Genomic DNA, 24404 nt, shown 5'->3' with positions numbered 1-24404 from the left:
GGCCTGAATCCCTGTTTTCAGAAAGGCACTTGATGCGTCTCGTCTTCGCCGGCACCCCCGAGGTCGCCGTTCCCGCCCTGGACGCCCTGCTCGCCTCCGACCGGCACGAGGTCGTCGCGGTGGTCACCCGCCCCGACGCCCCCGCCGGGCGCGGCCGCAAGCTGGTCGCCAGCCCCGTCGCCCAGCGCGCCGAGGAGGCCGGGATCGAGGTCCTCAAGCCGGCGAAGCCCAGTGACCCGGACTTCGTCGCCCGGCTCACCGAACTCGCCCCCGACTGCTGCCCGGTGGTCGCCTACGGCGCCCTGCTGCGCCCCGGCACCCTGGAGATCCCCAAGCACGGGTGGGTCAACCTGCACTTCTCGCTGCTGCCCGCGTGGCGCGGCGCCGCCCCGGTCCAGCACGCGGTGCTCGCCGGCGACGAGGTCACCGGCGCGTCCACCTTCCTGATCGAGCAGGGCCTGGACTCCGGCCCGGTCTTCGGCGTGATCACCGAGGAGGTCCGCCCGGCCGACACCAGCGGCGAGCTCCTGACCCGGCTGTCGCTGTCCGGCGCGCGCCTGCTCGCCGCCACCATGGACGGCATCGCGGACGGCTCCCTGCACGCCGTGCCGCAGCCGGCCGAGGGCGTCACGCTCGCCCCGAAGATCTCCGTCGAGGACGCCCGCATCGACTGGACCCACCCCGCCCTGCGCATCGACCGCGTCGTGCGCGGCTGCGCCCCGGCGCCCGGCGCCTGGACGGAGTTCCGCGGCGAGCGCCTCAAGGTGACCGGACCGGTCAAGCTGCTGCCCGGGGAGACCGGGCTCGCGCCGGGCGAGGTCGCCATGGTGGGCAAGAACAGCGTCCGGGTCGGCACCGGCAGCCACGACATCGAGCTCGGCGAGGTCCGTCCGCAGGGCAAGAAGGAGATGCGGGCCGCGGACTGGGCGCGCGGGGCGCGCCTGGAGGCCGGGGAGCGCTTCGGGGGCTGAGAGGCCGGGGCACCCGGTTTGGCGTTACTGTTCGACTGTTCGTCCGACAACCACCGCAGCTGATAACCACCACAGCTGATAACCACCGCAGCACTTTGAGGCACCTGTGAGCACCCCCAGCGCCAACCGCGCCCCCCGTCCGCACCGCCGGCCCAAGAAGGACCCGGCGCGGATCGTCGCCTTCCGCGCCCTGCGCGCCGTCGACGAGCGCGACGCCTACGCCAACCTGATCCTGCCGTCGCTGCTCCGCGAGGCCGAGCAGAAGGGCATGGAGCGGCGCGACGCCGCCCTCGCCACCGAGCTCGTCTACGGCACCCTGCGCCTCCAGGGCACCTACGACGCGATCATCGCCGCCTGCATCGACCGGCCGCTGAGCAAGGTCGACCCGCCGGTGCTCGACGTCCTCTCGCTCGGCGCGCACCAGCTGCTCGCCACCCGCATCCCGAGCCACGCGGCCGTCTCGGCCACCGTCGAGCTCGCCCGCGTCGTGCTCGGCGACGGCAAGGCGAAGTTCGTCAACGCCGTCCTGCGCCGGATCAGCGCCCGCGACCTCGACGCCTGGATCGAGCAGGTCGCCCCGCCGTACGACCAGGACGCCGAGGACCACCTCGCCGTCGTCCACTCGCACCCGCGCTGGGTCGTCTCCGCGCTCTGGGACTCCCTCGGCCGCTGGCAGCCGGACGCCTCCGGGCGCGCCGCGATCGAGGACCTGCTGCGCGCCGACAACGAGCGGCCCGAGGTCACGCTCGTCGCCCGGCCCGGACGGGTCGCCGTCGGCGAACTCGCCGACGCCCTGCCGGAGGCCGAGCCCGGCCGCTGGTCCCCGTTCGCGCTGCGGCTCGCCGAGGGCGGCGACCCGGGCTCGCTGGACGCCGTCCGGGAGAACCGGGCCGGTGTGCAGGACGAGGGCAGCCAGCTGGTCGCCCTCGCTCTCGCCGCCGCTCCGCTGGACGGCCCCGACCGGCTGTGGCTCGACGGCTGCGCCGGCCCCGGCGGCAAGGCCGCACTGCTCGGCGCCCTCGCCGCCGAGCGCGGCGCGGCCCTCGTCGCCAGCGAGAAGCAGCCGCACCGGGCCCGGCTGGTGGCGCGGGCGCTGGAGGGCAACCCCGGCCCGTACACCGTGATCGCGGCGGACGGGACGCGGCCGGCCTGGCGCTCCGGCGGCTTCGACCGCGTCCTCGTGGACGTGCCCTGCTCCGGGCTCGGCGCGCTGCGCCGCCGGCCGGAGGCGCGGTGGCGGCGGCGCCCCGCGGACGTCGCCGCGTTCGGGCCGCTCCAGCGGGACCTGCTGCGCTCCGCCATCGAGGCCACCCGGGTGGGCGGCGTCGTCGGGTACGCGACGTGCTCGCCGCACCTTGCCGAGACGCGGGCCGTCGTCGACGACGTGCTGCGCGCGGAGGGCGGCCGCGTCGAGTGGATCGACGCCCGGCCGCTGCTGCCCGGCGTGCCCGCGCTCGGGGACGGCCCGGACGTGCAGCTCTGGCCGCACCTGCACGGGACGGACGCGATGTACCTGGCGCTGCTGCGGCGGACGGCCTGACTCCGTCTTTCCCGCGCTCTCCCGCGCTCTCCCGCGCTCTCCCGCGCTCTCCCGCGCTCTCCCGCGCTCTCCCGCGCGAGCCTCCGGCGCCGCACGACCGCTTCGGCGGGCGTGCGGCGCTCGCGTTTTCCCGGCCGGTGGGCCCTGTTCGCGGCCGTCGGCTCAGGGCGTCCGGCGGGTGTGGTGCGGCGGGAGCGGCTGCGGCTGCGGGAGGCTCGTGAGGAGGGCGTGCGCCTGGGCCCGGAGGCGGTCGATCGGCGGGTCCTCGCAGATCACCTCCAGCCCGAGGGCGGTCGAGTGGCCCCGGTGGTAGTACGACTGGTAGGCGAGGTACGGGCGGTGGTCGTCCGCCGGGTCGAGCCCGACCGTGAAGGTCGCGAACAGGGTGTGCCCGTCCCCGGGCCTGGTGTCCTCGGTGCGCGAGAGGTGCCACTCGAACTCGTACGGCTCGGGCTCGGCCGGAAGGTCCAGCAGTGCCTGGGCGAGGCGGCGGACGTCGTCGGGGCCGTCGAAGGGGATCGTTTCCGAGTGGACGGGCGCGGCGGCGAACAGCTCCCACGCCGACCCGTTGCGGATGACGCTCAGGTGCCAGTCGCCCTGAGGATCGTGCCACTGGCAGTCGAGGATCGGGCCCGGATTCGCGTCCAAGGTGGTCAACCTCCCTATGGCGCTTGGTCGTTCGATTTCCCCATGGTGGCACACCGGCCGGGTCGGCGGCATGGCGGGCAGGCCGCGACCGTCGGTCGTCAGCCAGTCGTCCCGCTGTCGGCGGGCGCGGGGTGCCAGGGGCGGTCGGGGCGCGTGGGGAGGGCGGCGGCGGTGAGGCGGATGGCGTACACCTCGCGGTCGGTGGCCGGGTGCGGGACCGGGCCGAGGTACTCGTGACCGGTCAGGTGGCACCAGGCCGGGAGGTCGAGCGGGGCCGCCGGGTCCGTGGTGTGGATGTGGACCACCGTGCCGGCCGGGTGGCCCGAGATCCGGCCGCGCAGGCGCAGCAGCAGCTGTACGCAGAGCAGGCCGGTGCCGTCGATGCTCAGGTCGGGGGCGGGGTGCTGGGCGGTGGTCATCGGGTGGTCTCCGGAGGGTTGGGGGCTTGGGATGGCTGCTTTGGCGGGGTGGTCAGACGGGGTGGTCAGGTGGGGAGGTCAGGTGGGGGTGTTCGGTGTGGCGGCCCTGTGCTGGGTGACGCGCCAGAGGCGGCGGGGCAGGTCCCCCTCGTCGAACGGGTGCACCTCGGCGAGGTGCCAGCCCTTGGCGAGGGCGTCGACGAGGGCGCGCGGGAAGTAGTGCACGGCGAAGCTGCCGTGTTCCCAGATGTCGTCGCCGTGGCCGGTGCCCGCGCCGTAGTGGGCGTCGCCGGTGTGGCGGACGGTGTAGACGAACGTCCCGCCCGGGCGCAGCACGCGGCGGACCTCCGCGACGAGCGCGTGGATCTCCTCGGTGGACAGCGCCATGCAGAGCAGCATGTGGGCGAACACGGCGTCGACGGAGGCGTCGGGGAACGGCAGCGGGCGGCGGACGTCGTGGACGGCGGTGGTGACGCGGTCGGCGAGCTGCCGTGCGGCGGCCGTGGCCCGGAGCTGCTCCAGGCCGGTCGGGCTGAAGTCGGCGGCGAGGACGGTGAAGCCCTCGCGGGCGAAGAACAGCGCGTCCCGTCCGTGGCCCGCGCCGAGCTCCAGTACCTCCTGCGCCCCGGCGGCGGCGAAGACACGGGCGGCGTGCCGCGCGGGGTCGGACGGCTGCTCGCCGTACATGCCCGGGTGGGTGCCGTACGTCCGCTGCCAGTGCTCGCGTTGGGCGGCGGCGAGGTCGAGCGCCTCGCCGTCGTCGCTGCCGTGCGTCATGGGGCGCCCCTCGCGCTGGTCCGGGCCGGTGGTGCGTGTCCAGCCTAGGTCGTCGCGCGGGGAGGGCCGGGGGGTGGGGTGTGCGGCGAGGAGTGGGGGAACGACGATGCCGGGGTGCTGTGGTGGGCACCCCGGCATCGGTGAGGTCGAGAGCGAGGAAAGCGGACGGGCTAGGGTCAGGGAAGTGAGAAGGAAGCCCGTCCATGGCCTCGCCGGGGATCACCGTAGCAGTCAGGCGGGGATCAGGTCGCGCAGGTTTTCCGGGGTGATGACGACCGAGTCCGGGTGCAGGCCCTCGGGGCGTTCCAGGCCGATGTAGGTGACCGGGCCGGGCGGGGGCGTCGCGCCGGAAGCGGTGTTCCACAGGGTCGTGGTGGGGGCGCCCATGAGGTCGGCGAGGTAGCGGACGGTGAGGTGGTCGCGCTCGACGATGCCGCGCAGCAGGGTCGCGACGGAGACCCGGTTGCCCTCGACCCGGTTGGCGTCCGGGTCGCCCTGGAGGTACAGGTGCAGCCACTTGGCGTGCCAGCGGCCGTCCGGGGTACGCAGGAAGGCGAGGGGGAGGGCGACCTTGCCGGGACCGCGCAGGTCGGACTTCATGCGGACGGTGCGCGGTTCGAAGGGGAGGCCATGCTGCTCGGCCTCGCGCAGCATGTAGCCGAAGAACGACTCCTCGACCTGCTCGAAGCCCTCGCCGGAGTAGACGTTCACTTGCGGCACGACGTAGCTGCCGCGGACCGCGCCCAGGCGCAGGTTGATGAACTCGGAGGCGCCGTCGGGGGCGTCCGTGATGTCGCCGGAGTGCTCGCCCTCGATCTCGCGGAGCTGGGTGTAGGAGAGCCAGGTGATCGTCTGGAAGGCGTCGTCCAGGAGCAGCGCGGAGAGGTCGAAGTCGGTGGTGCGGCTGGTCTGCTTCCAGTGGACGAAGAAGCGCAGGAGCTCGCCGTCGACGGGGGAGAGGGAGCCGCGCGGGAGCACGCCGAGGCCGGAGGCGGTCGCCTTGCCGCTGAGGGGCAGGGCGACGTCGAGGACGGCCGGGTCGATCAGCAGGTGGCCGGGGGTGGGCAGGCGGCGGCGCAGCTCGGCGTCGAGGACGTCGATCAGGTGCTTGCGCACGGCGGCGGGCAGGGGCGGGCGGGTGTCGCCGGTGACCCACGCCCGGCCCAGGCGGTTGGCGAAGACGCGGCGGGCGGGGGGTGTGGGGTCGGTGCTCCCGCGGGCGTTGTCGTCGGCGTGGTTGTGGTCGGTGTGGTTGTGGTCGGCGCGGTCGTCGTCGGTGCGGCCGTCGTCGGCGCGGTTGTGGAGGTGCTCGCGGACGGAGAGCAGGACGCGGCCGGCGGTGTCCGGGGCGGCCCGTTCGGCGGCGGACACGACGGTGTCGAGCTCGTCCTGGGTGCGGCACGCGCACAGCAGCCGGTCCAGGGCGCGGAACAGCTTGCCGGGGGCGGACGCGAGCACTCGCACGGCCCCCGTCACGTCGTCGGCGCGGAGGAGCTCCTCGACGCGGCTCTCGAAGGAGCGGGCCTCCTGCTCGCCGCGGGCTACGGCGAATGCGTCGGCGGCGTGTGGGAGTCGCGGGTACTCGTGGGGATGGAGGCGCTCGCCGAGGCGCTTGAACTGCTCGCGGTGGGCGGTGATGTCGGCCAGCTTGGCCGGGTTCCCGGCGATGACCGCGTCGAGGCCGGTGAGCAGGGTGCGGCGGACGCGCCGGGAGAACGAGCGGAAGCGGGTGGGCTCGGCGAGCGTCACGTCGCCGTCGGAGAGTGCGCAGGCGAGGCGCAGCACGTCGGTGGCCGTGTCGACGAGGAGCTCCGCGCCGGCGTCGAGGCGGGCGAGGTTGACGACGGCGCGGTTCTCGCGGACCGGGATCGCCTCGGGCTGGGGGTCGTTGACGCAGTGTGCGGCGAGCGTGCGCAGGTCGGCCAGGGCCTCCTCGCCGAGCGGGGTGGTGCTGCCGGCCAGGGCCAGGTAGAGGGCGGTGACCTCGTCGGCCAGGGGGTTGCCCGGGTGCAGGACGGTGAGGCGGTCGCCCGCGGCGGCGATCAGCTCGTCGTGGGCGGCGAGCAACTCGGCGTAGGTGTGGCGGTAGTTGCCGTAGGTGGGGAGGGTCAGGAGGTCGACCACGCCGGTCCGCAGCTGGGCGATCGTGTTCTCGCGGGTCGCGTCGTCGGCGAGCGCCTCGGCTATGCACCGCGTCCAGAAGTCGAAGGTGTCCGGGACGTTGGCGGGGAAGTCGATGAAGTAGGCGTTGTGCGTGACGTGGTCGCCGACCATCGCACGGACGGTGTCCAGCGTGCGGGCGGCCGTGTCGACGACGGTGGCCGCGGGCAGCTCGGACAGGTGCTCCAGCAGGCCCGCCGACAGCTTGAAGCCCACAGACATCAGCGCGGCGTCGAACTGCCGTGCCGCGTCGGCCCCTTGGCCCTCGGCGGGGACGGGGGTGCCGGTGGGGACGGGGATCCGGTGCGTGTGCCGGACCACGAGGGGTTCGAGGTGCTGCGCCATTCGGGCATGATCCCAGAGCCGCGTCGGGCGGCGCACTCGGGTTTCCGCGTGGGCGTGGTTCCTCTGTTGGTTCTGTGCGGGCGTTAGCGGAGGGAACCCGTGAGGGGGCCGAGGAGGGCGGCGAGGGTGGTGAGGTCGCCCGCGGGCCACTGGGCGAAGACGTCGGCGGCGACCTGACGGGCGGTGGTGCGCATCTCGGCGAGGCGTTCGCGGCCGGTCGGGGTGAGGGCGGCGTAGGCGACGCGGGCGTCGCGTGGGGCGGGCTCGCGGGTGACCAGGCCGATGCGTTCGAGCGGGGCGAGGCCGCGGGTGACGCCGGAGGCGGTCAGGCCGAGGGCCTCGGCGAGGTCGACGCGGCGCATGCGGCCGCCGGGGGCCTCGCCGAGGCGCAGGAGCATCGTGAAGTCGGAGAGGCTCACGCCGTGCAGGCCGCTGAGGCTCGCGTCGAAGCGCTTGACCAGCGTGGCCTGCGCGCGGACCAGGCGCAGGGCCGTGTCCAGGGGGTCGGCGGTCGGTGCGGCGGGCTGCTGGGCGTCGGCGTTCGGCGTGTCGGACTGCGGCGTGTCGGACTGCGGGGTTGTCATTGCCACCTCCTTGAGCGCTCAAGTATATACCGGTGCTGAGCGGTCAAGGAGATGGCGGAGGGGGAGGGGGGCTAGTTGGTGGTGGCGGCGGCGCGGCGCCGGCGCTTGCCGAGGGGGGCCTGGGAGAGGTCCTCGGCCTGGGCACGGAGGTTCTTGAAGCCGTAGCCGCGCTCGCTGAGCCAGGCCTCGGCGGCCTGCTCGGCGCGCTCGGTCGCGGCGAGGATGTCCGCCTCCTCCTCGCCGGAGTCCAGGAACCGGAAGGTGAAGGCCGCCCGTGCGGTGAGGTCGTAGGCGAGGTGGCCCTCGCGGGTGAAGGCCGCGTGCAGGACGTCGTGCCGGGCGGCGTCGGCGAGGAGCTCCGCGCGCTGTTCGGAGCTCAGGCCGTCGAAGACGCCGCGCACCATGATGCGAAAGGTTCGAGTGGTCATCCTCCGACGATAGGCAGGACGGGCGGTCGGCGGCCACAGGATTCCGGTGGCCGCCGCCCGTGGCGCACCGGGCCGGTCACGGGGTCGGCAGCTCGGTGTGGTGGACGTGGTAGCCGCCCTCGACGACCGGGTTGAACGGGGCCGGGGCCATGCACGTGCCAGTTATGCCGGGTCGGGGGCGGCCCTCGGAATCCAGGTCCGTGTTGACCGCGCCCCAGGAGAAGCCGAGGCGGTCCTTGCCCTTGCCGTGGCTGTCGAAGACGCTCAGGCCGATCCGCTCGCCGACGGGCCGGACGTCGGACCTGGTGACGATCGCCGTCAGGGTGGCGACGGGGCCGCCGGTGACCAGGCAGTCCACCGCTGCCTCGGCGTGGCCGACCTGGCCGGTGGCGGCGACCCGGTGGGAGATCGTGACGGTGCCCCGGGCGTCGGTGGGCAGCCCGTGCGCCAGCGCGGGGACGTCGGGGAACGGGCGGCTGAACGGGACGGCCCGGGCGTCGACGGTGAACCGGATCTCGTCGTCGGGCGAGTAGTCGAACACGATGCGGCCGGATCCGCTGACGCTCGCCGGGCGGGCGTGCGGGGCCGCGTCGGCGCCCTGGGCGGGGACCACGGCGGTCACGGTGGTGACGGCGAGTGCCGCGGCGGCTGCGGCGATCGCGGTGCGGACGCGGGGGCGGAGGCGGGTGCGGGACATGGCGGGCTCCTCTCCTGCGGCGGCCCCGGCGGCCGCCGCTTCGATGTCCCAAGCCTGGCCGCCGCACCCCCTCCGGGACATGTGCCGATCGGCACATCCTCGGCCCGAATATCCGTCATCATCCCTGCCGGTCGGCAGGGTTGGAGTAGGCGGCCGGCAGTCCCTCAGGCCCGCGAGGGCAGCGGGGTGCAGACCCTGCCGGTGGCGATCGCGGCCGGCTCGGCGTCGAGCGCCGCCAGTGTGAAGTCCGCGGTCAGCGCGCCGACGTCGGCGGCCTGCCGGACGAGGTAGTGGCTGCCGCCCGGGACCTCGTAGCGGGCGAGGTCCGGCACCACCTCGCGGGCCCGCAGGGCGTACTCCAGGGACCCGGCCGCACTCGCCTCGCTGTGGTCGCGGGTGCCGTGGACGATCAGCACGCGCCGCCCGGCGAGCTGGGCGACGCCGTCCCCGCTGGGCAGCCAGGGCGCGATGCCGGCCACGCCGGTGACGTTCGGGTGCCCGGCGCACCAGAACGCGGCGCGCCCGCCCAGCGAGTTGCCGATCAGGACCACCGGGACCGGCCCGTACCGGCGTTCGAGCTCGTCGAGCGCCCAGCGGGTGTCCACGGCGGTGTCGGCGTCCGCGCCGTTCCAGCCGCTGTGGCGGTAGCGCAGCAGGTGCACGGCGACGCCGTGGGCGCGTCCGCGCTCGGCGAGTCCGGCCGCCAGGTCGCGCAGGCCGAGTTCGGCGATCCGCAGCGGACCGCCGTGCCCGCGGACGAACCCGCCCGGCAGCAGCAGCGCGACCCCGCGCACCGGGTCTCCGGGCGCGTCCCCGGCGCCGCCTGCGGAAGCCGCGGACCCGTGCACGGACCCGGTGAAGCCCTCGCCCTGCCATGACGTCAACTGTGCGGAACGAAGCCCCCGCTGCATACGGAACACGCGCATCCCTCCTGGTGCCTGTCGGCGGATTCTACGGTTCCGCGGCGGGGTCGTGGTGGGTGAGCAGCGACCACAGCACCCAGCCGGTGACCCGCGTGCGCACGACCATCACCTGGGCCCAGCGGGCGCCGAGCGGCGACGTCCAGGTGTCCACGACCTCGACGCGGTCCCCGTGGTGGGCGAGGCCCAGCACGGTGTCGCCGCCGGAGTGGTCGAGCCGTACGTTTGCGGCGTTCGCGGAGACCTCCCACCACCCGCTCCCGACCTCGGGCGGGTGCGGGCCGCCGGTCACGGCGGCGGGGACGAGCAGGATCGTCAGGGAGAGGACGGCCGCCGTGGCCCGGCCGATCAGGGCCACGGGAGCCCCGGCGCGGCGGCGCGTGCGGGCGGAGGGGAGCACGTGAAGAAGCAGGGGGGCATGTACAGCAGAACGAGCAGACCCTTCGCGTGCACACTGATCCGGCGCGACGCCCACCCGGTCGGCGGAACGGCCGGGGTGTGGCGTCCGGCCATGCGGCGGACAAGCCGCTTGCGTCGTACCGCAGTTGGGTCAGCCGGTCGCGAGGACGCGGCGGAGGGCGGCGCGCCCGGCCGGGCCCCACGTCGCCTTGCCGCCGGGGAGGCCGCGTTCGCCGGCGCGGCCGATGTCGACGAGGGAGAGGCCGCGCAGGAGCGCCCAGCCGCGGGCCCGGCGGAGCGTCGCCGGGTCGGTGTCGGGGTAACCGCGGAGGAAGTCGGGGAGGGCGCCGTCGGGCAGGAGGAGCCAGGCGGCGGAGAGGTCGGTGGCCGGGTCGCCCGCGCGCAGGTCGCCGAAGTCGATCACCCCGGCGAGCGTGCCGTCGGCGGTGACCGCGTTGGCCGGGTGGAGGTCGCCGTGCAGCCACACTGCCGGGCCGGCCCAGGCCGGGGCCGCGAGGGCGTCCTCCCAGGCGGCCCGGACCTCGGCGGTGGCCAGGCCGGTCGGGGCAATGGCGCGGAAGCGCTCCTCGAACTCCCCTTCCACCACGGCGAGATCGACTCCCCGCAGCGGGTTGGCCGGGGCGTCGGCGGGCGCCGGCCGGTGCAGCGCCCGGAGGAACGCGGCCAGCCGTGCGGCGGCGTCGGCCGGGCGGTCGATCGGGGCGCGGTCGAGCGGTTCGCCGGGGACCCATTCGACGACCGTCCACGGGTGCGGGAAGCGTTCGGAGGGTTCCCCGGCCCGCACCGGGCGGGGCACCGGCAGCGGCAGCCGGTCGGTCAGCGCGGGCAGCCACCGCCACTCCTTGCGCAGCAGTGCGGGAGCGTCCGGGGTGCGCGGCATCCGTACGGCCAACTGCTCCCCGAGGTGCCACACTTGGTTGCTCCAGCCGCCCGGGACGCGCTGCAGCGGCAGGCCGGCGAGGTCCGGGTGCTGGGCGCGGAGGAGGGCGCGCACCAGCGGCTCCTCGATGGGGTGACTGTCCACGGGTCGTCCTCGCTTCGCTGTCGGGCGGGGGTGCGGTGATCGTCCAGTATGGCGCCGGGTGCCCGGGGCGTGGCGGCGAGGTGGTAGGGCCGTCGCTCAGCTCAGGAGCCACGCGCGGGTCAGGGCGGAGACCTCTTCGCGGCTGCGCGGGCCCTCGTCGGCGGCGATGAAGTGCCGGCCGATGCGGAGGGAGAGGGTGATGAAGCAGCGCATCTCGACCTCGGCCTCGTCCGGGCAGAACTCCCGGTAGAGCGTGCGCATGTAGGCCATGCGCCGGTTGTCGATGCGGCGGAGGCGTTCGGCGACGGCGTCGTCGCGGCGGGCCCAGTCGCGGACGGCGAGTTCGGTGGAGATGTCGGTCAGCGGGTCGCCGGGGGCGGAGGCGATCGCGTGGAGGCGGGTGAGCTTGGCGCGGGCGTCGCCGCCGTCGCGCTCGATCCCGTCGATCACGTCACCGGCGACGGCGTGCTCCCAGGTGTCGAGCATCTCGGTGAGGAGGCCGTCCCGGTTGCGGAAGTAGCCGTAGAACCCGCCCTTGGTGACGCCCAGCGACTGGGCGAGGACCTCGACGCGCACGGCGTCGGGTCCGCCCGCGGCGAGCGCCCGGAGGCCTTCGGCGATCCACGCCTCGCGCGGTGTGCGGGGGTTGGCCACGGGTGTCTCCGATCACGCGACGTCTCGCGACCCCGGTCTATACGTTGCCGTATAAACGGGTCTAGCCTGCTTGTATACGGCATCGTATAGACAGGGCGTCCGCACCGGGCGCCCGGACGAAGGGGCGGACGCATGAGACTCCCCAACACGGCGCACACCTCGCGCCCGTGGCGGATCCACGAGATCGCCGGGGACTTCCGGGTCGAGGACGTGTGGGCGCTGCCCACGCCGGGCGGGCCCGACGACCTCCCGTACCTGGTGGGCCAGTTCACCGAGGGGGAGGAGCCCGGGAAGGCCGGCTCCTCGCGGGTGTACCGCGCGCTCTTCGCGATCCGGTGGCAGCTCGGGCGCCTGCTGCACCTGGACGACGCCGAAGGTGGCGTGGGCGGCCGGGTGCGGTCGCTCCGCGACCGGCTGCCCGAGGACCTGCTCGCGGCGCCGCGCGGGCCGGACTCGGACTCGCTGCCGTTCCGGTCCGTCTACCTGCTGCACGACGAGTGGGCGGCCGAACTGGCGAACCGGACGGTGCACGCCGTGCTGCACCTCGGCTGGGTCCCGGACGGCGCGGGCGGGTACCGCGGGCAGATGGCCGTGCTGGTGAAGCCCAACGGCCGGCTCGGTGCCGCGTACATGCTGGGCATCAAGCCGTTCCGGTACATCGGGGTGTACCCGGCGCTCGTGCGGTCGATCGGGCGCAGGTGGGAGGAGACGGCGGGGCAGCGGCGGTAGCGGGCGTGCTGCGCAGGACGTCGGGCCGGCCGACTTCCCGCGCAGCACGCGGCACGGGCGCTACTTGGCGGCGGCCTGCACCTTGTCGAGCTGCTTCTTGACCAGCGCCTGCTCCGGCAGGCCCGGGTCGGCGAGCGCGGAGTCGGAGACCAGGGTCAGCACGTCCCCGGTGTGCGTGACGACGTAGCCGCGCGCCTCGCAGAGCACCTTGGCGCAGTCGTCGGCGGTGAACGTGGCGTTGAGGGCGAGCGCCGCGTCGCCGACCGCCGGGGCGGTGGCCTTGGCGAAGGTGACCTTCACCGGGGCCCCGCCCGCGCCGGTCGCGGTGAAGGACGCGCACCCGGCGAGCGCGCCGTCGGCGGCGGTCAGCGCCTTCGCGGCCTGGCCGGCGCCGAGCTGGGTGAGCTGGACGAAGGTGAACTCGCGGCCGTTGGTCGCGTAGTACACGCCGGTGGCGGACGGCGACGGGGTGGCCGCGCTGCCGTCGTCGACGAGGTCGAGCAGGGGCTGGCAGGCGGGCTTCCCGGCGGTGAGCCGGTGGTCGGGCCGGGTCGGGCCGAGGGACGAGCGCTGTGCGTCGGCCTTGAGGTCGGCGGTGGTGAGCAGGGCCTTGACGAGCTGGTCCTGCGTCAGGGCCCTGCCGGCGGCCGGGGCCTTGGTGCCGGTGGCGGCCGCGGTCGACGCGGCGGTGGTCGACGCGGCGGAGGCGGACGCGGCCGCCGTGGTGGCGGTGGTGCCGCCGGGCTTGTCGTCGTTGGGCCCGCAGGCGGCGGTGAGCAGGGCGAGCGGGACGAGGACGCCGGCGACGACGGATATGCGCAGAGAACGCATGGCAGGTATTCCCCCGAATACGCGTGTGCAGGGAGTGGTCAGTCGGCCGACTGACAGTCGATCAAGGTAGCGCATGGCGCGGACGGTGACGGCGGCGGCGCCGGAAGTTCCCCGGACCGTCGGTCGTCACCCAGCGCGACGACCGCGGCCGCCCGCCGGTCGTCACACCGGGTGACGGCAGCGGTCCCGGAACGCTGATCTGACCCCGCAGGCCGGTTGTGTCAGGCTGGTGGGGGAGCACCGCCGAAACCGGGAGGCTCGTGATGGCCGAGATCAGGGTCAACGGGGTCTCGCTGCACTACGAGGCCCGTGGCCAGGGGCCGGGCGTCGTCCTGGTGCACGGCTCCTGGAGCGACGGCGACACCTGGGCGCACGTCGTGCCCGGGCTGGTCGGGTCGACCACCGTCGTCACCTACGACCGCCGGGGCCACAGCCGCAGCGAGGACCTGCTCACCCAGGGCTCGGTGCACGAGGACGCGGCCGACCTGGCCGGCCTGATCCAGGGCCTCGGCCTCGCCCCGGCGTTCGTCGGCGGGGACTCCTACGGCGCGCTGGTCACCCTGCGGCTGGCCGCCGCCCGCCCCGACCTCCTGCGGGGCATCGCCGTCCACGAGCCGCCCGGCACCGGCATCCTGCTCGCCGACCCGGACCTGCGCCCGATCGGGACGGCCTTCGCGGACCGGATCGCCGCCGTCCGCGAGCTGCTGGAGCAGGCCGAGTCGGCCGCGGCGGCCGAACTGTACGTCGACACCCTCGCCTTCGGCCCCGGCGCGTGGTCGCAGCTGCCGGCGCCCGTGCGGCACACCTACATCCGCAACGCGCCCACCTACCTGGACGAGCTGCGCGACCCGGACGCCCTGGACCTCGACCTCACCGGCCTCGCCCGCTACGGCGACCCGGCGCTGCTCACGCAGAGCGACGACAGCGCGCCGATGTTCGGCGAGGTGCTGGACCTGATCGACCTCACCCTGTCGAAGGCGGAGCGCCACCTGTACGAGGGCGCCGGTCACGCTCCGCACCTGTCGCAGCCGGAGGAGTGGGTGCGGGTGGTGCTCCCGCGGGCGCTGCTGTGACACACCTGTTGCGGGGGGACGGGGGACGGGGGACGGGGGACGGGGGACGGGACACGGGACACGGGGGACGGCGAGGTGCTACGGGCGCGCCCCCGCCAGCTCCTCGCCGCGCGGCGTGCGCCGGTACAGCACCTCCCGGCCGCTGCGCACCCGGCTCACCAGCCCCGACCGGTGCAGCACGCCCAGGTGGTAGGAGACCGTGCCCGGGCTCAGGTAGTGCCGGTCCGCCAGCGCCGCCGTCGTGGCCGGGCCGACCAGCGCGGCGAGCAGGTCCGCCCGGGTCGGGCCGAGCAGCTGGGCCAGGGCCGGGCTGGGCTCCAGGCGGGCCGTCCGGCGGTCCGCGACCGGGTACATCAGCGTCGGCGCGCGGTGCACGCCGTCGATCGGATCCAGGATGACGTGGATCTCGCGGGTCACCAGCGTCGGCATCAGCAGCACCATCCGGGCCGGCAGCGCCACCGTGAGCCGGCTCTCCAGCCGGATCCGCCCCTGCGCCCAGGAGAGCTGCGGGGCCAGGGAGTTGATCAGGGCCCCGGTGCCGTACCGGGCGAGGAAGCGGCCCCGCCGGTCGATCTCGGCGTCGATGACCGCGCGGGCGTCCGGCCAGTACGGCGCGATCGCGAGCTCCCAGTAGCGGCCCAGTTCGTCCGCCGCCCGGTGCGCGAAGTACTTCGCGCCGCGATCGATCGCCCGCTCGACGGCCTCCGGCAGCGGACGGCCCGTCAGACCGGCCTCCGGGCGGCCGTGCCGGACGGTGAGCAGCTCGCCGAGGACGCGCTCCGGCGGCGTGGCGCGGACGGCCGCCAGCTGCTCCGCGACCTCGGGCGCCGGGCCGCTCGGGTGCGGTGACAGGAAGTCGGGCAGGTAGCCGCCGTCCGTGTCCAGGGCCAGCCCGGCGAGCAGGTCCAGCCGCTCCCGGCGCAGCACCCGGCGGGTGCGGCTCACCCAGGCGTACGGGCCGGTGCGGGACGTCAGCCCGGAGGACATCAGCGTGTTGACCGCCTCGTGCAGCGGCGAGACGACGAACCGCGAGCGGGCCAGGCCGGTCGAGTCGATGGTGAGCGTGATCATCGGTGTCCTTCCCCCGTCGGACGGTTCCGCCGGCTCCGGGCGGCAGCGGCTCGGGCGGCGTCGGCCTCGATCGAATCGCCGCCGTCCGGGGCCGCTTCCGGGGGCCGACGTTTCGAACCTGCTCGAATCCTTGCAGGAATCGTCGCGCCGCGGTGCCCCCGCGGCACAAGCTCGTCCTCGACAACCGGTACGGGGAAGGACGAACGAACATGACGAGAACGCGCGGCCGCGTCGCCGCCCTGCTGGGCGCCGTCGCGGTGGTCGCCGGGACGACGCTGGGCTCCCCGGCGGTCGCCGCCCCGGGCGGTGCGGGCGGCGGGCTCACCGGGCAGGCGCCCTGTGCGGGCAGCCCCGGCTTCACCTGCGGCACGCTCACCGTCCCGCTCGACCACGGCGGCGACACCCCGGGCACCCTCGACCTCCGGGTCGCCGTCGGCGGCAACACCGACGCGCCCAAGGGCGACCTGCTGTTCCTCACCGGCGGTCCCGGCCAGCCCGGCGTCCCGCTGGTCAACCGGATCGTGGGCCGGCTGGCACCGGTCCTCAAGGACTACCGCCTGGTGATGTTCGACCAGCGCGGCACCGGCGGCAACGCCCTCCGGTGCCCGGAGCTCCAGGAGCAGATGGGCGCCTCCGACCTCGCCCCGCCCACCCCGAAGGCCGTCACCGACTGCGCGGCCGCGCTCGGCCCGGACCGGCGGTTCTACGGCACCGCCGACACCGTCGCCGACATCGACCAGCTACGCCGCGCCCTCGGCGACAAGCGCCTCACGCTGGACGGCGTCTCGTACGGCACCTTCACCGCCGAGCGGTACGCGATGGCGCACCCCGCGCACGTCGCCCGGCTGGTGCTGGACTCCGTGGTGCCGCAGCAGGGCTACGACCCGCTCGACCCCGTCCCGCTGAAGGCCACCGCCCGGGTGCTCACCGCCGCCTGCGCGGCCACCGGGTGCACCACCGACCCGGCCGCCGACCTCGCGGAGACGGTCCGCCGCTACCACGACGGGCCCGACGTGCTCGACGCGATCACCAGCTTCGAGTTCGTCGACCCGGACTACCACGGGGTCCCGGAGGCGCTGCACGAGGCCGCCGCCGGGCGGCCCGCCATGCTCCAGCGCTACATCGACGGCGCGCACCAGGGCAACGCGGCGCCCGCCGAGTTCCTGAGCCAGGGCCTGCACGCGAGCACCCTGTGCGCCGACGGGCACTTCCCGTGGGGCACCTCGGACACCCCGGTCGAGGGACGGGCGGCGGCACTGGCCGAGGCGAGGGACGAGCTGACCCCCGAGGAGACCTGGCCGTTCGACCCGGCCACCGCGACCGGGACGGGCACCCTGCTCACCTGCCTGGACTGGCCGCAGGAGGAGGTGCCGGCGACGCCGTCGGAGCACCACAGGCTGCCGAACGTGCCGGTGCTGCTGCTCGGCGGCGACCGCGACCTGTCCACGCCGCTCGCCTGGACGTACCGGGAGGCGGAGATGGCGCACGACGCGCGCGTCGTGGTCGTCCCCGGGGCGGCGCACGGGGTCCAGACCCGGGCGGCCAGCGACGTCGGGCGGCAGGCGGTGTACGACTTCCTGCTCGGCGGCTGAGCCGCAGGGGCAGGGGATCCCGGACCGTTCCGCGCGGGGGCGGAACGGTCCGGGCCGGCCGTCGGGCCCCGAGCCGAAAGACGCGCCCTACGCGCCCCAGCCGTCGTCCGGCGTGGTGCGGTCGGGCCCGGGGCAGTCGGGGTGGTCGTAGCCCCACAGGCCGACCTTGTTCAACAGCCAGTCCTCGGACGGCGGTTCGCCGGCGCGATCGGAGCCTCCGCCCTCCGTGAGGACGAACGCGACCCGGACGTCCTCGGCCGGCGCCACCTCCAGGGTGCGCTGGCCGGGGATGTTCTCGTACGTCACCGTCTCCCACGTGCAGCCGGCCGCGGTGAGCGCGGCGACCAGCGCGGATTCCGTGACGTGCGTGTCGATCGTGCGCAACCCGCCATCAGGCAGCGGGAGTTCGAGCTCGCCGTGCCAGGCCGGGAGCGAGAGCGAGCGGAGCCGGCGGCAGCTGCAGAACACCGTCCACGCGTCGCCCCAGCCGAAGGCGTGCGGCCAGCGGGTGTCCTTGTGGACGCGCCCGCAGTCGTACGGATCGCCGTAGCGGGCGGCGAGTTCGGGCAGCGGGGCGTCGTAGCGCAGCGGGCCGAGGCCGCCGGTGGCGGCCAGCTCGGTGAGGCCGGCGAGGAACGCCGTCACCCCAGGCACCCGCGGACCGCCTGGATCAGCCGGGTGGCGCGGGCGTCGCCGTGGCCGATCATCCGGTTCGCCACGTACCCGAAGCCGATGCCGAACTCGTCGTCGCCGAAGGCGAACTGGCCGCCGGCGCCGTCGTTGCCGAAGCTCCGCGGGCCGTACAGCGGGCGGAACGCGGGGGAGTCCAGCAGGACGCCGGAGCCCCAGCGGGCGCCCATGTCGAAGCCCAGGAAGCCCGCGCCGGAGGAGACTTCGCGCACCGCGTCGGTCACGGTGTCGTGCGACAGCAGGCGCTCGCCGCCGTCGAGGCCGGTGACGGCCGCCGCGTACAGGGCCGCGAGGCCGGTCGCGGAGGCGACGGCGCCCGCGCCCGGCAGCTCGATCGCGTGCAGGGCCGGGTCGTTCCAGCCGTGTGGTGCGTCGAGGCCGGGGAAGACGAGGGCGCCGTTCATCGTCACGATCCGGGTGAGCAGGTGCTCCGGGCCGGGCATCGGGCGGCGGCCGTCGGCCTCCACCAGCCGTGCCAGGTGCGGGAGTTGCTCCTGCGGCAGGCCGATCCAGACCGGCAGGCCGCCGAGCGGCCCGGCGATCTCCTCGCGCAGGAAGGAGCCCGGGGTGAGGCCGGTGATCCGGCGGATCACCTCGCCGACCGCGAAGCCGAGCACGTGGCCGTGGTACTCGTACGTGGTGCCCGGCTCCCACAGCGGCGGCTGCTCCTCGATCGCCCGGACGACCGGCGCCCACGCGGCGATCTCCTCGAACGGGAGCACGGCGTCGAGCGCGGGCACACCGGCCCGGTGGCCGAGGACCATGCGGGTGGTGATGTCCTGCTTGCCGTTCCGCGCGAACTCCGGCCAGTAGCGGGCGATCGGGGCGTCGAGGTCGAGCCGGCCGCGCTGCGCGAGGAGGTGCGCGGCGATGCTCACGGCGCCCTTGGCGACGGAGAAGACCGGGACGACCGTGTCCCGCGTCCAGGCCCGGCCGGTGCGCTCGTCGGCGGTGCCGCCCCACAGCTCGACGACCTTGCGCCCGCCCGAGTAGACCGTGACGGCGGCACCGAGCTCGGGGAACTCGGCGAAGTTGCGGGCGAACTCGTCCGCGACGGGGCCGAAGCGTTCGTCGGCCCAACCCTCGTACTGCTGCATGGTGCCCCTCGTCGTACGGCCAAGATCGTCTACGGATCCACCGTACGGGAGGCGGCGTGCGGGTGCGACGGGTTTGTCGGGAGTGGGGCGCGCGGGGCGGATGGGGGGCTCGTTGCGTGGGGCGGGCGCCGCTGGGCAGCGGTGCCAGGCGGTGCGGTGCTAGGCGGTGCGGCCGGTGACGTAGAGCGGTTTCATGTCGATGACGGTCGAGGTCGCGATGTGCCCCAGCCCCTCGTGGGCGGCGTTGGTGAGCAGGCCGGGGTCGGCCTCGGCGTGCTCGGCGAACAGGCCGCCGAGGTTGCGCGCGCGGGCGTACTCGGCCTTGGCGCGGACGGAGCGCGGGGTGTCGAGGGAGACGTAGACGCCGCTGTCGGCGCTGTGGAGGTAGTCGGCGTCGGCGGTGGTGTCCGTGTACAGCTCGAAGCCGTTGCGCCCCCGGCCGCGTTCGAGGTCCAGGAAGTTGCGCAGCACGTCGGCGAAGTGGCTCACGCCGGGCCGGAAGGACCCGACGACCTCGCCCGGGCCCGCGTCGTACCGGCCCTTCAGGGGCGAGACGCGGTCGATCCGGGCCCGGCGGGCGTTGCGCGTGGTGGTGGCGTAGCCGAGGTGGATGCGGGCGGACCGCACGCGGGCCTCGTCGAGGAGGTACGTGACGGCCCCGTCGATGCTGTCCGCCAGGGGGCCCGCCGGGTCGTGGTGCAGGGCCGCGTGGTGTCCGAGGCCGGGGGACCAGGGGCTGCCGAAGGCGTCGAAGGACATCACGTCGAAGCGCTCGGCGCCCTCCTCGACCAGGACGGGGACGTTCATCGCCTTGAGCTGGGCGACGGCGGCGGGCACCGCGACGGCGATCGTCGCGGGCAGGCCGGCGGCGGACAGGGCCGACCTGGTCTCGCCGACGAGCGCGGCGTAGTCGGTGGCCTCCTTGCCGAGGCCGGGCCAGCGCCAGTCGAGGTGGAGGGTGGAGAACATGGGGAACTGTTCCAGGAGTTCGACCACGGACCGGGCGAACCGCTTCCGCGCGGCGGGGTCGGGCGTGAGGCGACGGAACGCCTCGCCCAGCTCCCAGCCGCCGACGTGCAGGCCGACGGCGAGGGCCGGGTCGCGGTCCTTGAGGCGCCGTGCGGCACCCAGCAGTCCCTGCGCCTTCCGCTCGTCGAAGAGGTCCCGGTAGTCGTTGGAGACCCAGCCCGCGAAGCCGTACCCCTGGTAGGCGGCGACCGCGCTCCACGGGTCGACGAAGACCACCGCGCCGCGCTCGGCCTCGGGGATCCCGAAGTCCTGGGCGGCCTGGGCGGTGGCGGCGGCCAGGCCGCCCTGGTCGCCGACGAGCCCGACGAGGCCGAGGACGATCTCGTCGAACGCACCGGGTGCGGCGTCGAGCCGGGCGAGGTCGGCGCCCGGACCGCCGTCCTGGACCGCACGGCCTTCCGGGTCGTCGGGGGCTTCGGTCAGGCGGGCGTCGTAGGCCCACGAGGTGTCCAGGAACCCGGACACGGTCTGGGAGCCGTTGCGGCGGTAGGAGTTGAACACCGGTTTGGCCACCCGGCAGGGGGTGTGGGACAGCCGGCCGTCGGTCGTCGCCGGGTCGAATCCGTTCCGCGCGTAGGTCCGCTCGGCGGCGCCGACGGCCCGTCCGTCGAGACCGGGGTCGGACGGGTGCACCAGCTCGCTCATGACGTGTTCTCCCTCCGGGGGGCGGCCGTCACGGAGGACGCCCGCACCGGCGCCGGGCGTGACCGCACCCGTGCAGACTATGGGGGAACCGGGCGGGGCGAGGGACTTCCGCCGAACCGGTTGACGGGTCGCCGACACTGTGTACCCGGATCGACCCGGCCTTGCGGGCGCCCCGGGGGCCGTTGTCGCCGTGGTGGGCGCGGCAGGTACGGCGGCTGCGGGGGCCACGAACGCCTTACGACGGCGGCGCCAGGATGGCGGTGATCACCCGATCCAGTGAGCGCTCGAAGGCGGTGGCCGGGTCCGAGGGCGGGCCGGGGGTGGTGAAGGCCTGTGCCAGGTGCGGGTACTCGCCGCTCATCGCCGCCTGGGTGAGGTAACCGGCCAGCTCCGCCTGCCACTTGGCGCCGGCCGCCGCGGTCCGCTCGTACTGGGCGTACTGGCAGACGAAGCCGTTGAACAGGGCCATCGCCTCCATCCGGTCGCCGCCGCTGCGGCCGCTCGGGGCGGTGATGGCCAGGTAGTGGTCGGTGTAGCGCAGCGCGTTGGGGCCGATGCCGGGGCGGGCGAGGACCAGGGCGGGCAGCCAGGGGTGGCGGCGGCACAGGTCGAGCTGCCGGCGGCCGAGCCGGACGAGGTCGGTGCGGCAGTCGCCGGTGGGGGCGAGGGTGGCGAAGTCGTACTCGCCGGCCGCCGCGTCGAGCATCAGGTCGAGGAGGTGCTCCTTCTTCGGCACGTAGTTGTAGAGCGACATCGTGCCCGCGCCGAGGGCGGCGGCGACGCGGCGCATCGAGGCGGCGTCCAGGCCCTCGGCGTCCGCGATGGCGATCGCGGCGGCGGCGATGGACGCCCGGCTGTGGGCGGGCCGGGGGCCGCGGCCGGTGCGCTCGGGGCGCAGCCAGATCAGTTCGGGCGCGTCGGGGGGCGTCGGGGGCTCGCCGCGGCCCGGGGTGTCGCGGTTGTCGGGGGTGTTGCTGGACGGCACTGAAGATCACCTCGCTCACCCATCTTAGATACGTACGGCGTACGTAGTACGATGAGCCCGCACGCGCTTCTACGTACGCTGTACCTAGAGAAGGGTGGAGACAGCCATGTCCGACCGCTCCGACCACCGTGGGCCCGCCATCGAGATGGCGGGCGTGGCGAAACGCTTCGGCGCCACCGAGGCCCTGCGCGGCCTCGACCTCACCGTCCCGGCCGGCACCGTGTGCGGCCTCCTCGGCCCCAACGGCGCCGGCAAGACCACCGCCGTCCGCGTCCTCGCCACCCTCGTCGCCCCCGACCGCGGCACCGCCCGGGTCGCCGGGTTCGACGTCGCCCGCGAGTCCGAGGCCGTCCGGCGCGCGATCGGCCTGGCCGGGCAGCACGCCGCCGTCGACGAGGGCATCACCGGGCGCGACAACCTGCACCTGTTCGGCCGGCTGCACCACCTCGGCGGCCGCCGGGCGCGCGCCCGGGCCGACGAACTGCTCGACCGCTTCGGCCTCGCCGAGGCCGGCGACCGGCTCGTGCGCACCTACTCCGGCGGCATGCGCCGGCGCCTCGACCTGATCGCCAGCCTCGTCACCAGCCCGCCGGTGCTCTTCCTCGACGAGCCCACCACCGGGCTGGACCCGCGCAGCCGCCAGGAGATCTGGGACACCGTCAAGGAGTTGGCCGACGACGGCACCACCGTGCTGCTCACCACCCAGTACCTGGAGGAGGCCGACCGGCTCGCCGACGACATCGTCGTCGTCGACCACGGCGCCGCGATCGCCACCGGCCCGCCGGCCCGGCTCAAGGCGCAGATCGGCAGCCGGGTGTCCGTCACCATCGCGGACGCCTCCCAACTCGGCTCCGCCGCCGTCGTGCTGTCCCGGCTGTCCGGCGGGGACGCGCAGGTGGACGTCGCCGAGCGCCTGGTCACGGTGGTGACACCGCCGGGCGTCGACGTCCTGCTCCCGGCGCTGGTGCGGGAGTTGGACGGGAAGGGCGTCGTCGCGGAGGACGTCGCGGTCCGGGCGCCCTCGCTGGACGACGTGTTCCTCGCGCTCACCGCCACCCGCACCGCCGACCTGAGGAGGGTCGCCTGATGGCCGCCACGCACGCGGGCCCGGTCGCCGCCGGACCGTCCCGGCTCGTCACCGACACCGGGACGTCGATGCTCCGCATCCTGCTCAACTACCGCCACTCGCCGGGCCTGTTGGCCGCCTCGCTGGGCGTGCCGGTGATCATGGTGGTGGTCTTCGGGTACGTCTTCGGCAGCGCCATGCAGGTGCCGGGCGGGGGCGACTACCGGGAGTTCCTGATGCCCGGCCTGTTCGCCATGGTCGCCACCAACGGCATCATGCCCACCATGGTCGGCGCCGCCCGCGACGTCGGGCGCGGGGTCACCGACCGGCTGCGCTCGATGCCCGTCTCGCGCACCGGCCTCCTGCTCGGCCAGACCCTCGCCGACCTGCTGGTCAGCACCGTCGTGCTCGCGCTGCTGGCGGCCGTCGGACTGGCCGCCGGCTGGCGCGTCCGGCACGGATTCGCGGACTCGGCGGGGGCGTTCGGGCTGTTGCTGCTCTTCCGATTCGTCATGACGTGGGTGGGGACGTGCCTCGGACTCGCCGTCGGCAAGGAGGAGGCCGCCGGTCAACTCTCGCTCGCCGTCTTCCCGTTGGCGATGATCACCAACGCGTACGTGCCCACCGGCGGCATGCCGGGCTGGCTGCGGACCGTCGCCGACTGGAACCCGATCAGCGCGGTGGTCGAGGCGAGCCGGAGCCTGTTTGGCAACCCCTCGGCGCCCGGCGGCGCCTGGCCGATGCAGCACGCCGTGCTCGCCTCGCTGCTGTGGAGCGCGGCTCTGCTCGTGCTCTGCATGCCGCTGGCCGTACGGAAGTTCGCCACCCACGGGCGCTGAGGCGGCGCGGGCGCCGAGAGTGTGAGCACGAGCGGGTGCTGACCCGCCGGTCCGGTGAAGGTGCTGGACACCCGTGCCGGTGCGGCCGAAGGTGGACGCCATGGAGTACACCCACCTCGGCCGCACCGGCCTGACCGTCTCCCGCCTCTGCCTGGGCACCATGAACTTCGGCCCGCACACCGAGGAGTCCGACGCCCACCGCATCATGGACGCCGCCCACGACCGGGGTATCAATTTCTTCGACACCGCCAACGCCTACGGCCGCGACCCCGAGGGCAACCTCAAGGGCCGCACCGAGGAGATCATCGGCCGCTGGTTCGCGCAGGGCGGCGGGCGCCGGGAGCGGACCGTCCTCGCCACCAAGGCCTACGCCGCGATGGGGGACTGGCCCAACGAGGGCAAGCTCTCCGCGCTCGCCGTCCGGCGGGCCGTCGAGGCGAGCCTGCGGCGCCTGAACACCGACCACATCGACCTCTACCAGATGCACCACATCGACCGGGACACGCCCTGGGAGGAGATCTGGCAGGCGATGGAGGTCCTGGTCGCCCAGGGAAAGATCATCTACGTCGGCTCCAGCAACTTCGCCGGCTGGCACGTCGCCCAGGCCCAGGAGGCCGCCCGCAACCGCCACTTCCTCGGCCTGGTCAGCGAGCAGTCCCTGTACAACCTGCTCGACCGCACCGTCGAACTGGAGGTCGTGCCGGCCCTCCAGCACTACGGCCTCGGCCTCCTGCCGTGGTCCCCGCTGCGCAGCGGGCTGCTCGGCGGGGCGCTGCGCAAGGAGCGCGAGGGCACCCGCGTGCGGGCGGCGCTCGCGCACGCCGACGACCTCCTGGCCACCCACCGCGACCGCATCCAGGCCTACGAGGACCTCGCCGACGAACTCGGCGTCGATCCCGCGGAGCTCGCCCTCGCCTGGCTCCTCGGCCGCCCGGCCGTCACCGCCCCGATCATCGGCCCGCGCACCCCGGAGCACCTCGACTCGGCGATCCGGGCCCTGGACGTCGAACTCGACCGCAAGACCCTCGACCGCCTCGACGACCTCTTCCCGGGCCACCGCCCGGCCCCGGAGGACTACGCCTGGTAGGTGCTCGGCGCGGTCCCGCCCCGGTCGTGGCGGCCGGGGCGGGACGGTGTGGCGTCGCGTGTGGCGCTCGCGTGGGGCGGTGG

General features: G+C 74.8%; 25 protein-coding genes. 8 read left to right on the top strand and 17 right to left on the bottom strand.

Translation table 11 applies throughout. The annotated features are described in order from the left end of the window. Positions 1–32: 32 nt before the first annotated feature. Positions 33–971: a methionyl-tRNA formyltransferase gene (fmt, locus tag ACFVSN_RS19855; RefSeq protein WP_380444656.1), complete on the top strand. Its 939-nt coding sequence runs from the start codon at positions 33–35 to the stop codon at positions 969–971. Between the two features lie 106 nt (positions 972–1077). Further along, positions 1078–2511, top strand: coding sequence for an RsmB/NOP family class I SAM-dependent RNA methyltransferase (locus tag ACFVSN_RS19850; protein WP_380444654.1), 1434 nt, complete (start codon positions 1078–1080; stop codon positions 2509–2511). A 162-nt stretch (positions 2512–2673) separates the two neighbouring features. On the opposite strand, the gene ACFVSN_RS19845 is transcribed toward ACFVSN_RS19850, so the two are convergent. From ACFVSN_RS19845 to ACFVSN_RS19795, 11 genes are all read right to left on the bottom strand, one after another. Beyond that, on the bottom strand, positions 2674–3159 hold the full coding sequence (locus ACFVSN_RS19845; protein ID WP_380493052.1) for a hypothetical protein: 486 nt from the start codon (positions 3157–3159) through the stop codon (positions 2674–2676). A 98-nt stretch (positions 3160–3257) separates the two neighbouring features. Then, a complete protein-coding gene (locus ACFVSN_RS19840; RefSeq protein ID WP_380444650.1) occupies positions 3258–3578 on the bottom strand; it encodes a sulfurtransferase TusA family protein in 321 nt (106 codons plus the stop codon). Between the two features lie 78 nt (positions 3579–3656). After that, positions 3657–4355, bottom strand: coding sequence for a class I SAM-dependent methyltransferase (locus ACFVSN_RS19835; RefSeq protein ID WP_387956320.1), 699 nt, complete (start codon positions 4353–4355; stop codon positions 3657–3659). A gap of 231 nt (positions 4356–4586) precedes the next feature. Further along, positions 4587–6860, bottom strand: coding sequence for a hypothetical protein (locus tag ACFVSN_RS19830; RefSeq protein ID WP_387956319.1), 2274 nt, complete (start codon positions 6858–6860; stop codon positions 4587–4589). A gap of 83 nt (positions 6861–6943) precedes the next feature. After that, positions 6944–7444, bottom strand: coding sequence for a MarR family winged helix-turn-helix transcriptional regulator (locus ACFVSN_RS19825; protein ID WP_387956318.1), 501 nt, complete (start codon positions 7442–7444; stop codon positions 6944–6946). A 71-nt stretch (positions 7445–7515) separates the two neighbouring features. Continuing rightward, positions 7516–7872: a DUF6204 family protein gene (locus ACFVSN_RS19820; protein ID WP_387956317.1), complete on the bottom strand. Its 357-nt coding sequence runs from the start codon at positions 7870–7872 to the stop codon at positions 7516–7518. A gap of 76 nt (positions 7873–7948) precedes the next feature. Then, positions 7949–8569 (bottom strand): hypothetical protein, encoded by a 621-nt coding sequence (locus ACFVSN_RS19815; RefSeq protein ID WP_387956316.1) that lies wholly within the window; start codon positions 8567–8569, stop codon positions 7949–7951. A 164-nt stretch (positions 8570–8733) separates the two neighbouring features. After that, entirely contained in the window at positions 8734–9363 is a 630-nt protein-coding gene (locus ACFVSN_RS19810; RefSeq protein WP_387956315.1) for an alpha/beta hydrolase, read from the bottom strand. Positions 9364–9520: 157 nt separating this feature from the next. Further along, positions 9521–9889 carry a hypothetical protein gene (locus tag ACFVSN_RS19805; RefSeq protein WP_380500117.1) on the bottom strand — a complete coding sequence of 123 codons (369 nt, stop codon included), beginning with the start codon at positions 9887–9889 and terminating at the stop codon, positions 9521–9523. A 150-nt stretch (positions 9890–10039) separates the two neighbouring features. Next, entirely contained in the window at positions 10040–10933 is an 894-nt protein-coding gene (locus ACFVSN_RS19800) for an aminoglycoside phosphotransferase family protein (RefSeq protein WP_387956314.1), read from the bottom strand. 96 nt (positions 10934–11029) lie between these two features. Beyond that, positions 11030–11587: a TetR/AcrR family transcriptional regulator gene (locus ACFVSN_RS19795; protein ID WP_380500115.1), complete on the bottom strand. Its 558-nt coding sequence runs from the start codon at positions 11585–11587 to the stop codon at positions 11030–11032. A 132-nt stretch (positions 11588–11719) separates the two neighbouring features. Here ACFVSN_RS19795 and ACFVSN_RS19790 point away from each other — a divergent pair, with 132 nt between their 5' ends. Beyond that, on the top strand, positions 11720–12316 hold the full coding sequence (locus tag ACFVSN_RS19790; RefSeq protein WP_380444634.1) for a DUF2867 domain-containing protein: 597 nt from the start codon (positions 11720–11722) through the stop codon (positions 12314–12316). 60 nt (positions 12317–12376) lie between these two features. On the opposite strand, the gene ACFVSN_RS19785 is transcribed toward ACFVSN_RS19790, so the two are convergent. After that, positions 12377–13147, bottom strand: a complete 771-nt coding sequence (locus tag ACFVSN_RS19785; protein WP_387956313.1) for a hypothetical protein — start codon at positions 13145–13147, stop codon at positions 12377–12379. A gap of 263 nt (positions 13148–13410) precedes the next feature. Between ACFVSN_RS19785 and ACFVSN_RS19780 the strand changes: the two genes are divergently transcribed. Continuing rightward, the gene (locus ACFVSN_RS19780; protein ID WP_387956312.1) at positions 13411–14220 is read left to right on the top strand and encodes an alpha/beta fold hydrolase; all 810 of its coding nucleotides are present in this window, start codon (positions 13411–13413) and stop codon (positions 14218–14220) included. Between the two features lie 78 nt (positions 14221–14298). Here ACFVSN_RS19780 and ACFVSN_RS19775 read toward each other — a convergent pair whose 3' ends face one another. Next, on the bottom strand, positions 14299–15291 hold the full coding sequence (locus ACFVSN_RS19775) for an ArsR/SmtB family transcription factor (RefSeq protein ID WP_380444630.1): 993 nt from the start codon (positions 15289–15291) through the stop codon (positions 14299–14301). Positions 15292–15500: 209 nt separating this feature from the next. Here ACFVSN_RS19775 and ACFVSN_RS19770 point away from each other — a divergent pair, with 209 nt between their 5' ends. Beyond that, entirely contained in the window at positions 15501–16883 is a 1383-nt protein-coding gene (locus tag ACFVSN_RS19770; protein ID WP_387956311.1) for an alpha/beta fold hydrolase, read from the top strand. An 87-nt stretch (positions 16884–16970) separates the two neighbouring features. On the opposite strand, the gene ACFVSN_RS19765 is transcribed toward ACFVSN_RS19770, so the two are convergent. The 4 genes from ACFVSN_RS19765 to ACFVSN_RS19750 form a co-directional block, all read right to left on the bottom strand. After that, the gene (locus tag ACFVSN_RS19765) at positions 16971–17528 is read right to left on the bottom strand and encodes a hypothetical protein (protein WP_387956310.1); all 558 of its coding nucleotides are present in this window, start codon (positions 17526–17528) and stop codon (positions 16971–16973) included. Then, positions 17525–18670 carry a serine hydrolase domain-containing protein gene (locus ACFVSN_RS19760; protein WP_387956309.1) on the bottom strand — a complete coding sequence of 382 codons (1146 nt, stop codon included), beginning with the start codon at positions 18668–18670 and terminating at the stop codon, positions 17525–17527. Before ACFVSN_RS19760 ends, ACFVSN_RS19765 begins: the two co-directional genes overlap by 4 nt. Positions 18671–18829: 159 nt before the next feature. Next, entirely contained in the window at positions 18830–20344 is a 1515-nt protein-coding gene (locus ACFVSN_RS19755) for a glycosyl hydrolase family 18 protein (protein ID WP_387956308.1), read from the bottom strand. Between the two features lie 235 nt (positions 20345–20579). Next, a complete protein-coding gene (locus tag ACFVSN_RS19750; RefSeq protein WP_380444624.1) occupies positions 20580–21329 on the bottom strand; it encodes a TetR/AcrR family transcriptional regulator in 750 nt (249 codons plus the stop codon). 106 nt (positions 21330–21435) lie between these two features. Here ACFVSN_RS19750 and ACFVSN_RS19745 point away from each other — a divergent pair, with 106 nt between their 5' ends. The 3 genes from ACFVSN_RS19745 to ACFVSN_RS19735 all read left to right on the top strand — a co-directional run bounded on the left by ACFVSN_RS19745 (position 21436) and on the right by ACFVSN_RS19735 (position 24321). Next, a complete protein-coding gene (locus ACFVSN_RS19745; RefSeq protein WP_380500108.1) occupies positions 21436–22416 on the top strand; it encodes an ATP-binding cassette domain-containing protein in 981 nt (326 codons plus the stop codon). After that, positions 22416–23234, top strand: a complete 819-nt coding sequence (locus tag ACFVSN_RS19740; protein ID WP_387956307.1) for an ABC transporter permease — start codon at positions 22416–22418, stop codon at positions 23232–23234. Before ACFVSN_RS19745 ends, ACFVSN_RS19740 begins: the two co-directional genes overlap by 1 nt. 100 nt (positions 23235–23334) lie before the next feature. Beyond that, positions 23335–24321 carry an aldo/keto reductase gene (locus tag ACFVSN_RS19735; RefSeq protein WP_387597829.1) on the top strand — a complete coding sequence of 329 codons (987 nt, stop codon included), beginning with the start codon at positions 23335–23337 and terminating at the stop codon, positions 24319–24321. Positions 24322–24404: the final 83 nt, after the last annotated feature.

Source organism: Kitasatospora sp. NPDC057904 (genome assembly GCF_042887925.1).
Lineage (GTDB): Bacteria > Actinomycetota > Actinomycetes > Streptomycetales > Streptomycetaceae > Kitasatospora.
This window is presented reverse-complemented; position numbering and strand designations above follow the sequence as displayed.

Excerpts from the sequence above, each read along its gene's own strand:
- fmt (WP_380444656.1), top strand. The coding sequence starts at position 33 with ATGCGTCTCGTCTTCGCCGGCACCCCCGAGGTCGCCGTTCCCGCCCTG.
- ACFVSN_RS19840 (WP_380444650.1), bottom strand. The coding sequence starts at position 3,578 with ATGACCACCGCCCAGCACCCCGCCCCCGACCTGAGCATCGACGGCACC.
- ACFVSN_RS19835 (WP_387956320.1), bottom strand. The coding sequence starts at position 4,355 with ATGACGCACGGCAGCGACGACGGCGAGGCGCTCGACCTCGCCGCCGCC.
- ACFVSN_RS19830 (WP_387956319.1), bottom strand. The coding sequence starts at position 6,860 with ATGGCGCAGCACCTCGAACCCCTCGTGGTCCGGCACACGCACCGGATC.
- ACFVSN_RS19825 (WP_387956318.1), bottom strand. The coding sequence starts at position 7,444 with ATGACAACCCCGCAGTCCGACACGCCGCAGTCCGACACGCCGAACGCC.
- ACFVSN_RS19820 (WP_387956317.1), bottom strand. The coding sequence starts at position 7,872 with ATGACCACTCGAACCTTTCGCATCATGGTGCGCGGCGTCTTCGACGGC.
- ACFVSN_RS19815 (WP_387956316.1), bottom strand. The coding sequence starts at position 8,569 with ATGTCCCGCACCCGCCTCCGCCCCCGCGTCCGCACCGCGATCGCCGCA.
- ACFVSN_RS19790 (WP_380444634.1), top strand. The coding sequence starts at position 11,720 with ATGAGACTCCCCAACACGGCGCACACCTCGCGCCCGTGGCGGATCCAC.
- ACFVSN_RS19785 (WP_387956313.1), bottom strand. The coding sequence starts at position 13,147 with ATGCGTTCTCTGCGCATATCCGTCGTCGCCGGCGTCCTCGTCCCGCTC.
- ACFVSN_RS19780 (WP_387956312.1), top strand. The coding sequence starts at position 13,411 with ATGGCCGAGATCAGGGTCAACGGGGTCTCGCTGCACTACGAGGCCCGT.
- ACFVSN_RS19775 (WP_380444630.1), bottom strand. The coding sequence starts at position 15,291 with ATGATCACGCTCACCATCGACTCGACCGGCCTGGCCCGCTCGCGGTTC.
- ACFVSN_RS19770 (WP_387956311.1), top strand. The coding sequence starts at position 15,501 with ATGACGAGAACGCGCGGCCGCGTCGCCGCCCTGCTGGGCGCCGTCGCG.
- ACFVSN_RS19760 (WP_387956309.1), bottom strand. The coding sequence starts at position 18,670 with ATGCAGCAGTACGAGGGTTGGGCCGACGAACGCTTCGGCCCCGTCGCG.
- ACFVSN_RS19755 (WP_387956308.1), bottom strand. The coding sequence starts at position 20,344 with ATGAGCGAGCTGGTGCACCCGTCCGACCCCGGTCTCGACGGACGGGCC.
- ACFVSN_RS19745 (WP_380500108.1), top strand. The coding sequence starts at position 21,436 with ATGTCCGACCGCTCCGACCACCGTGGGCCCGCCATCGAGATGGCGGGC.
- ACFVSN_RS19740 (WP_387956307.1), top strand. The coding sequence starts at position 22,416 with ATGGCCGCCACGCACGCGGGCCCGGTCGCCGCCGGACCGTCCCGGCTC.
- ACFVSN_RS19735 (WP_387597829.1), top strand. The coding sequence starts at position 23,335 with ATGGAGTACACCCACCTCGGCCGCACCGGCCTGACCGTCTCCCGCCTC.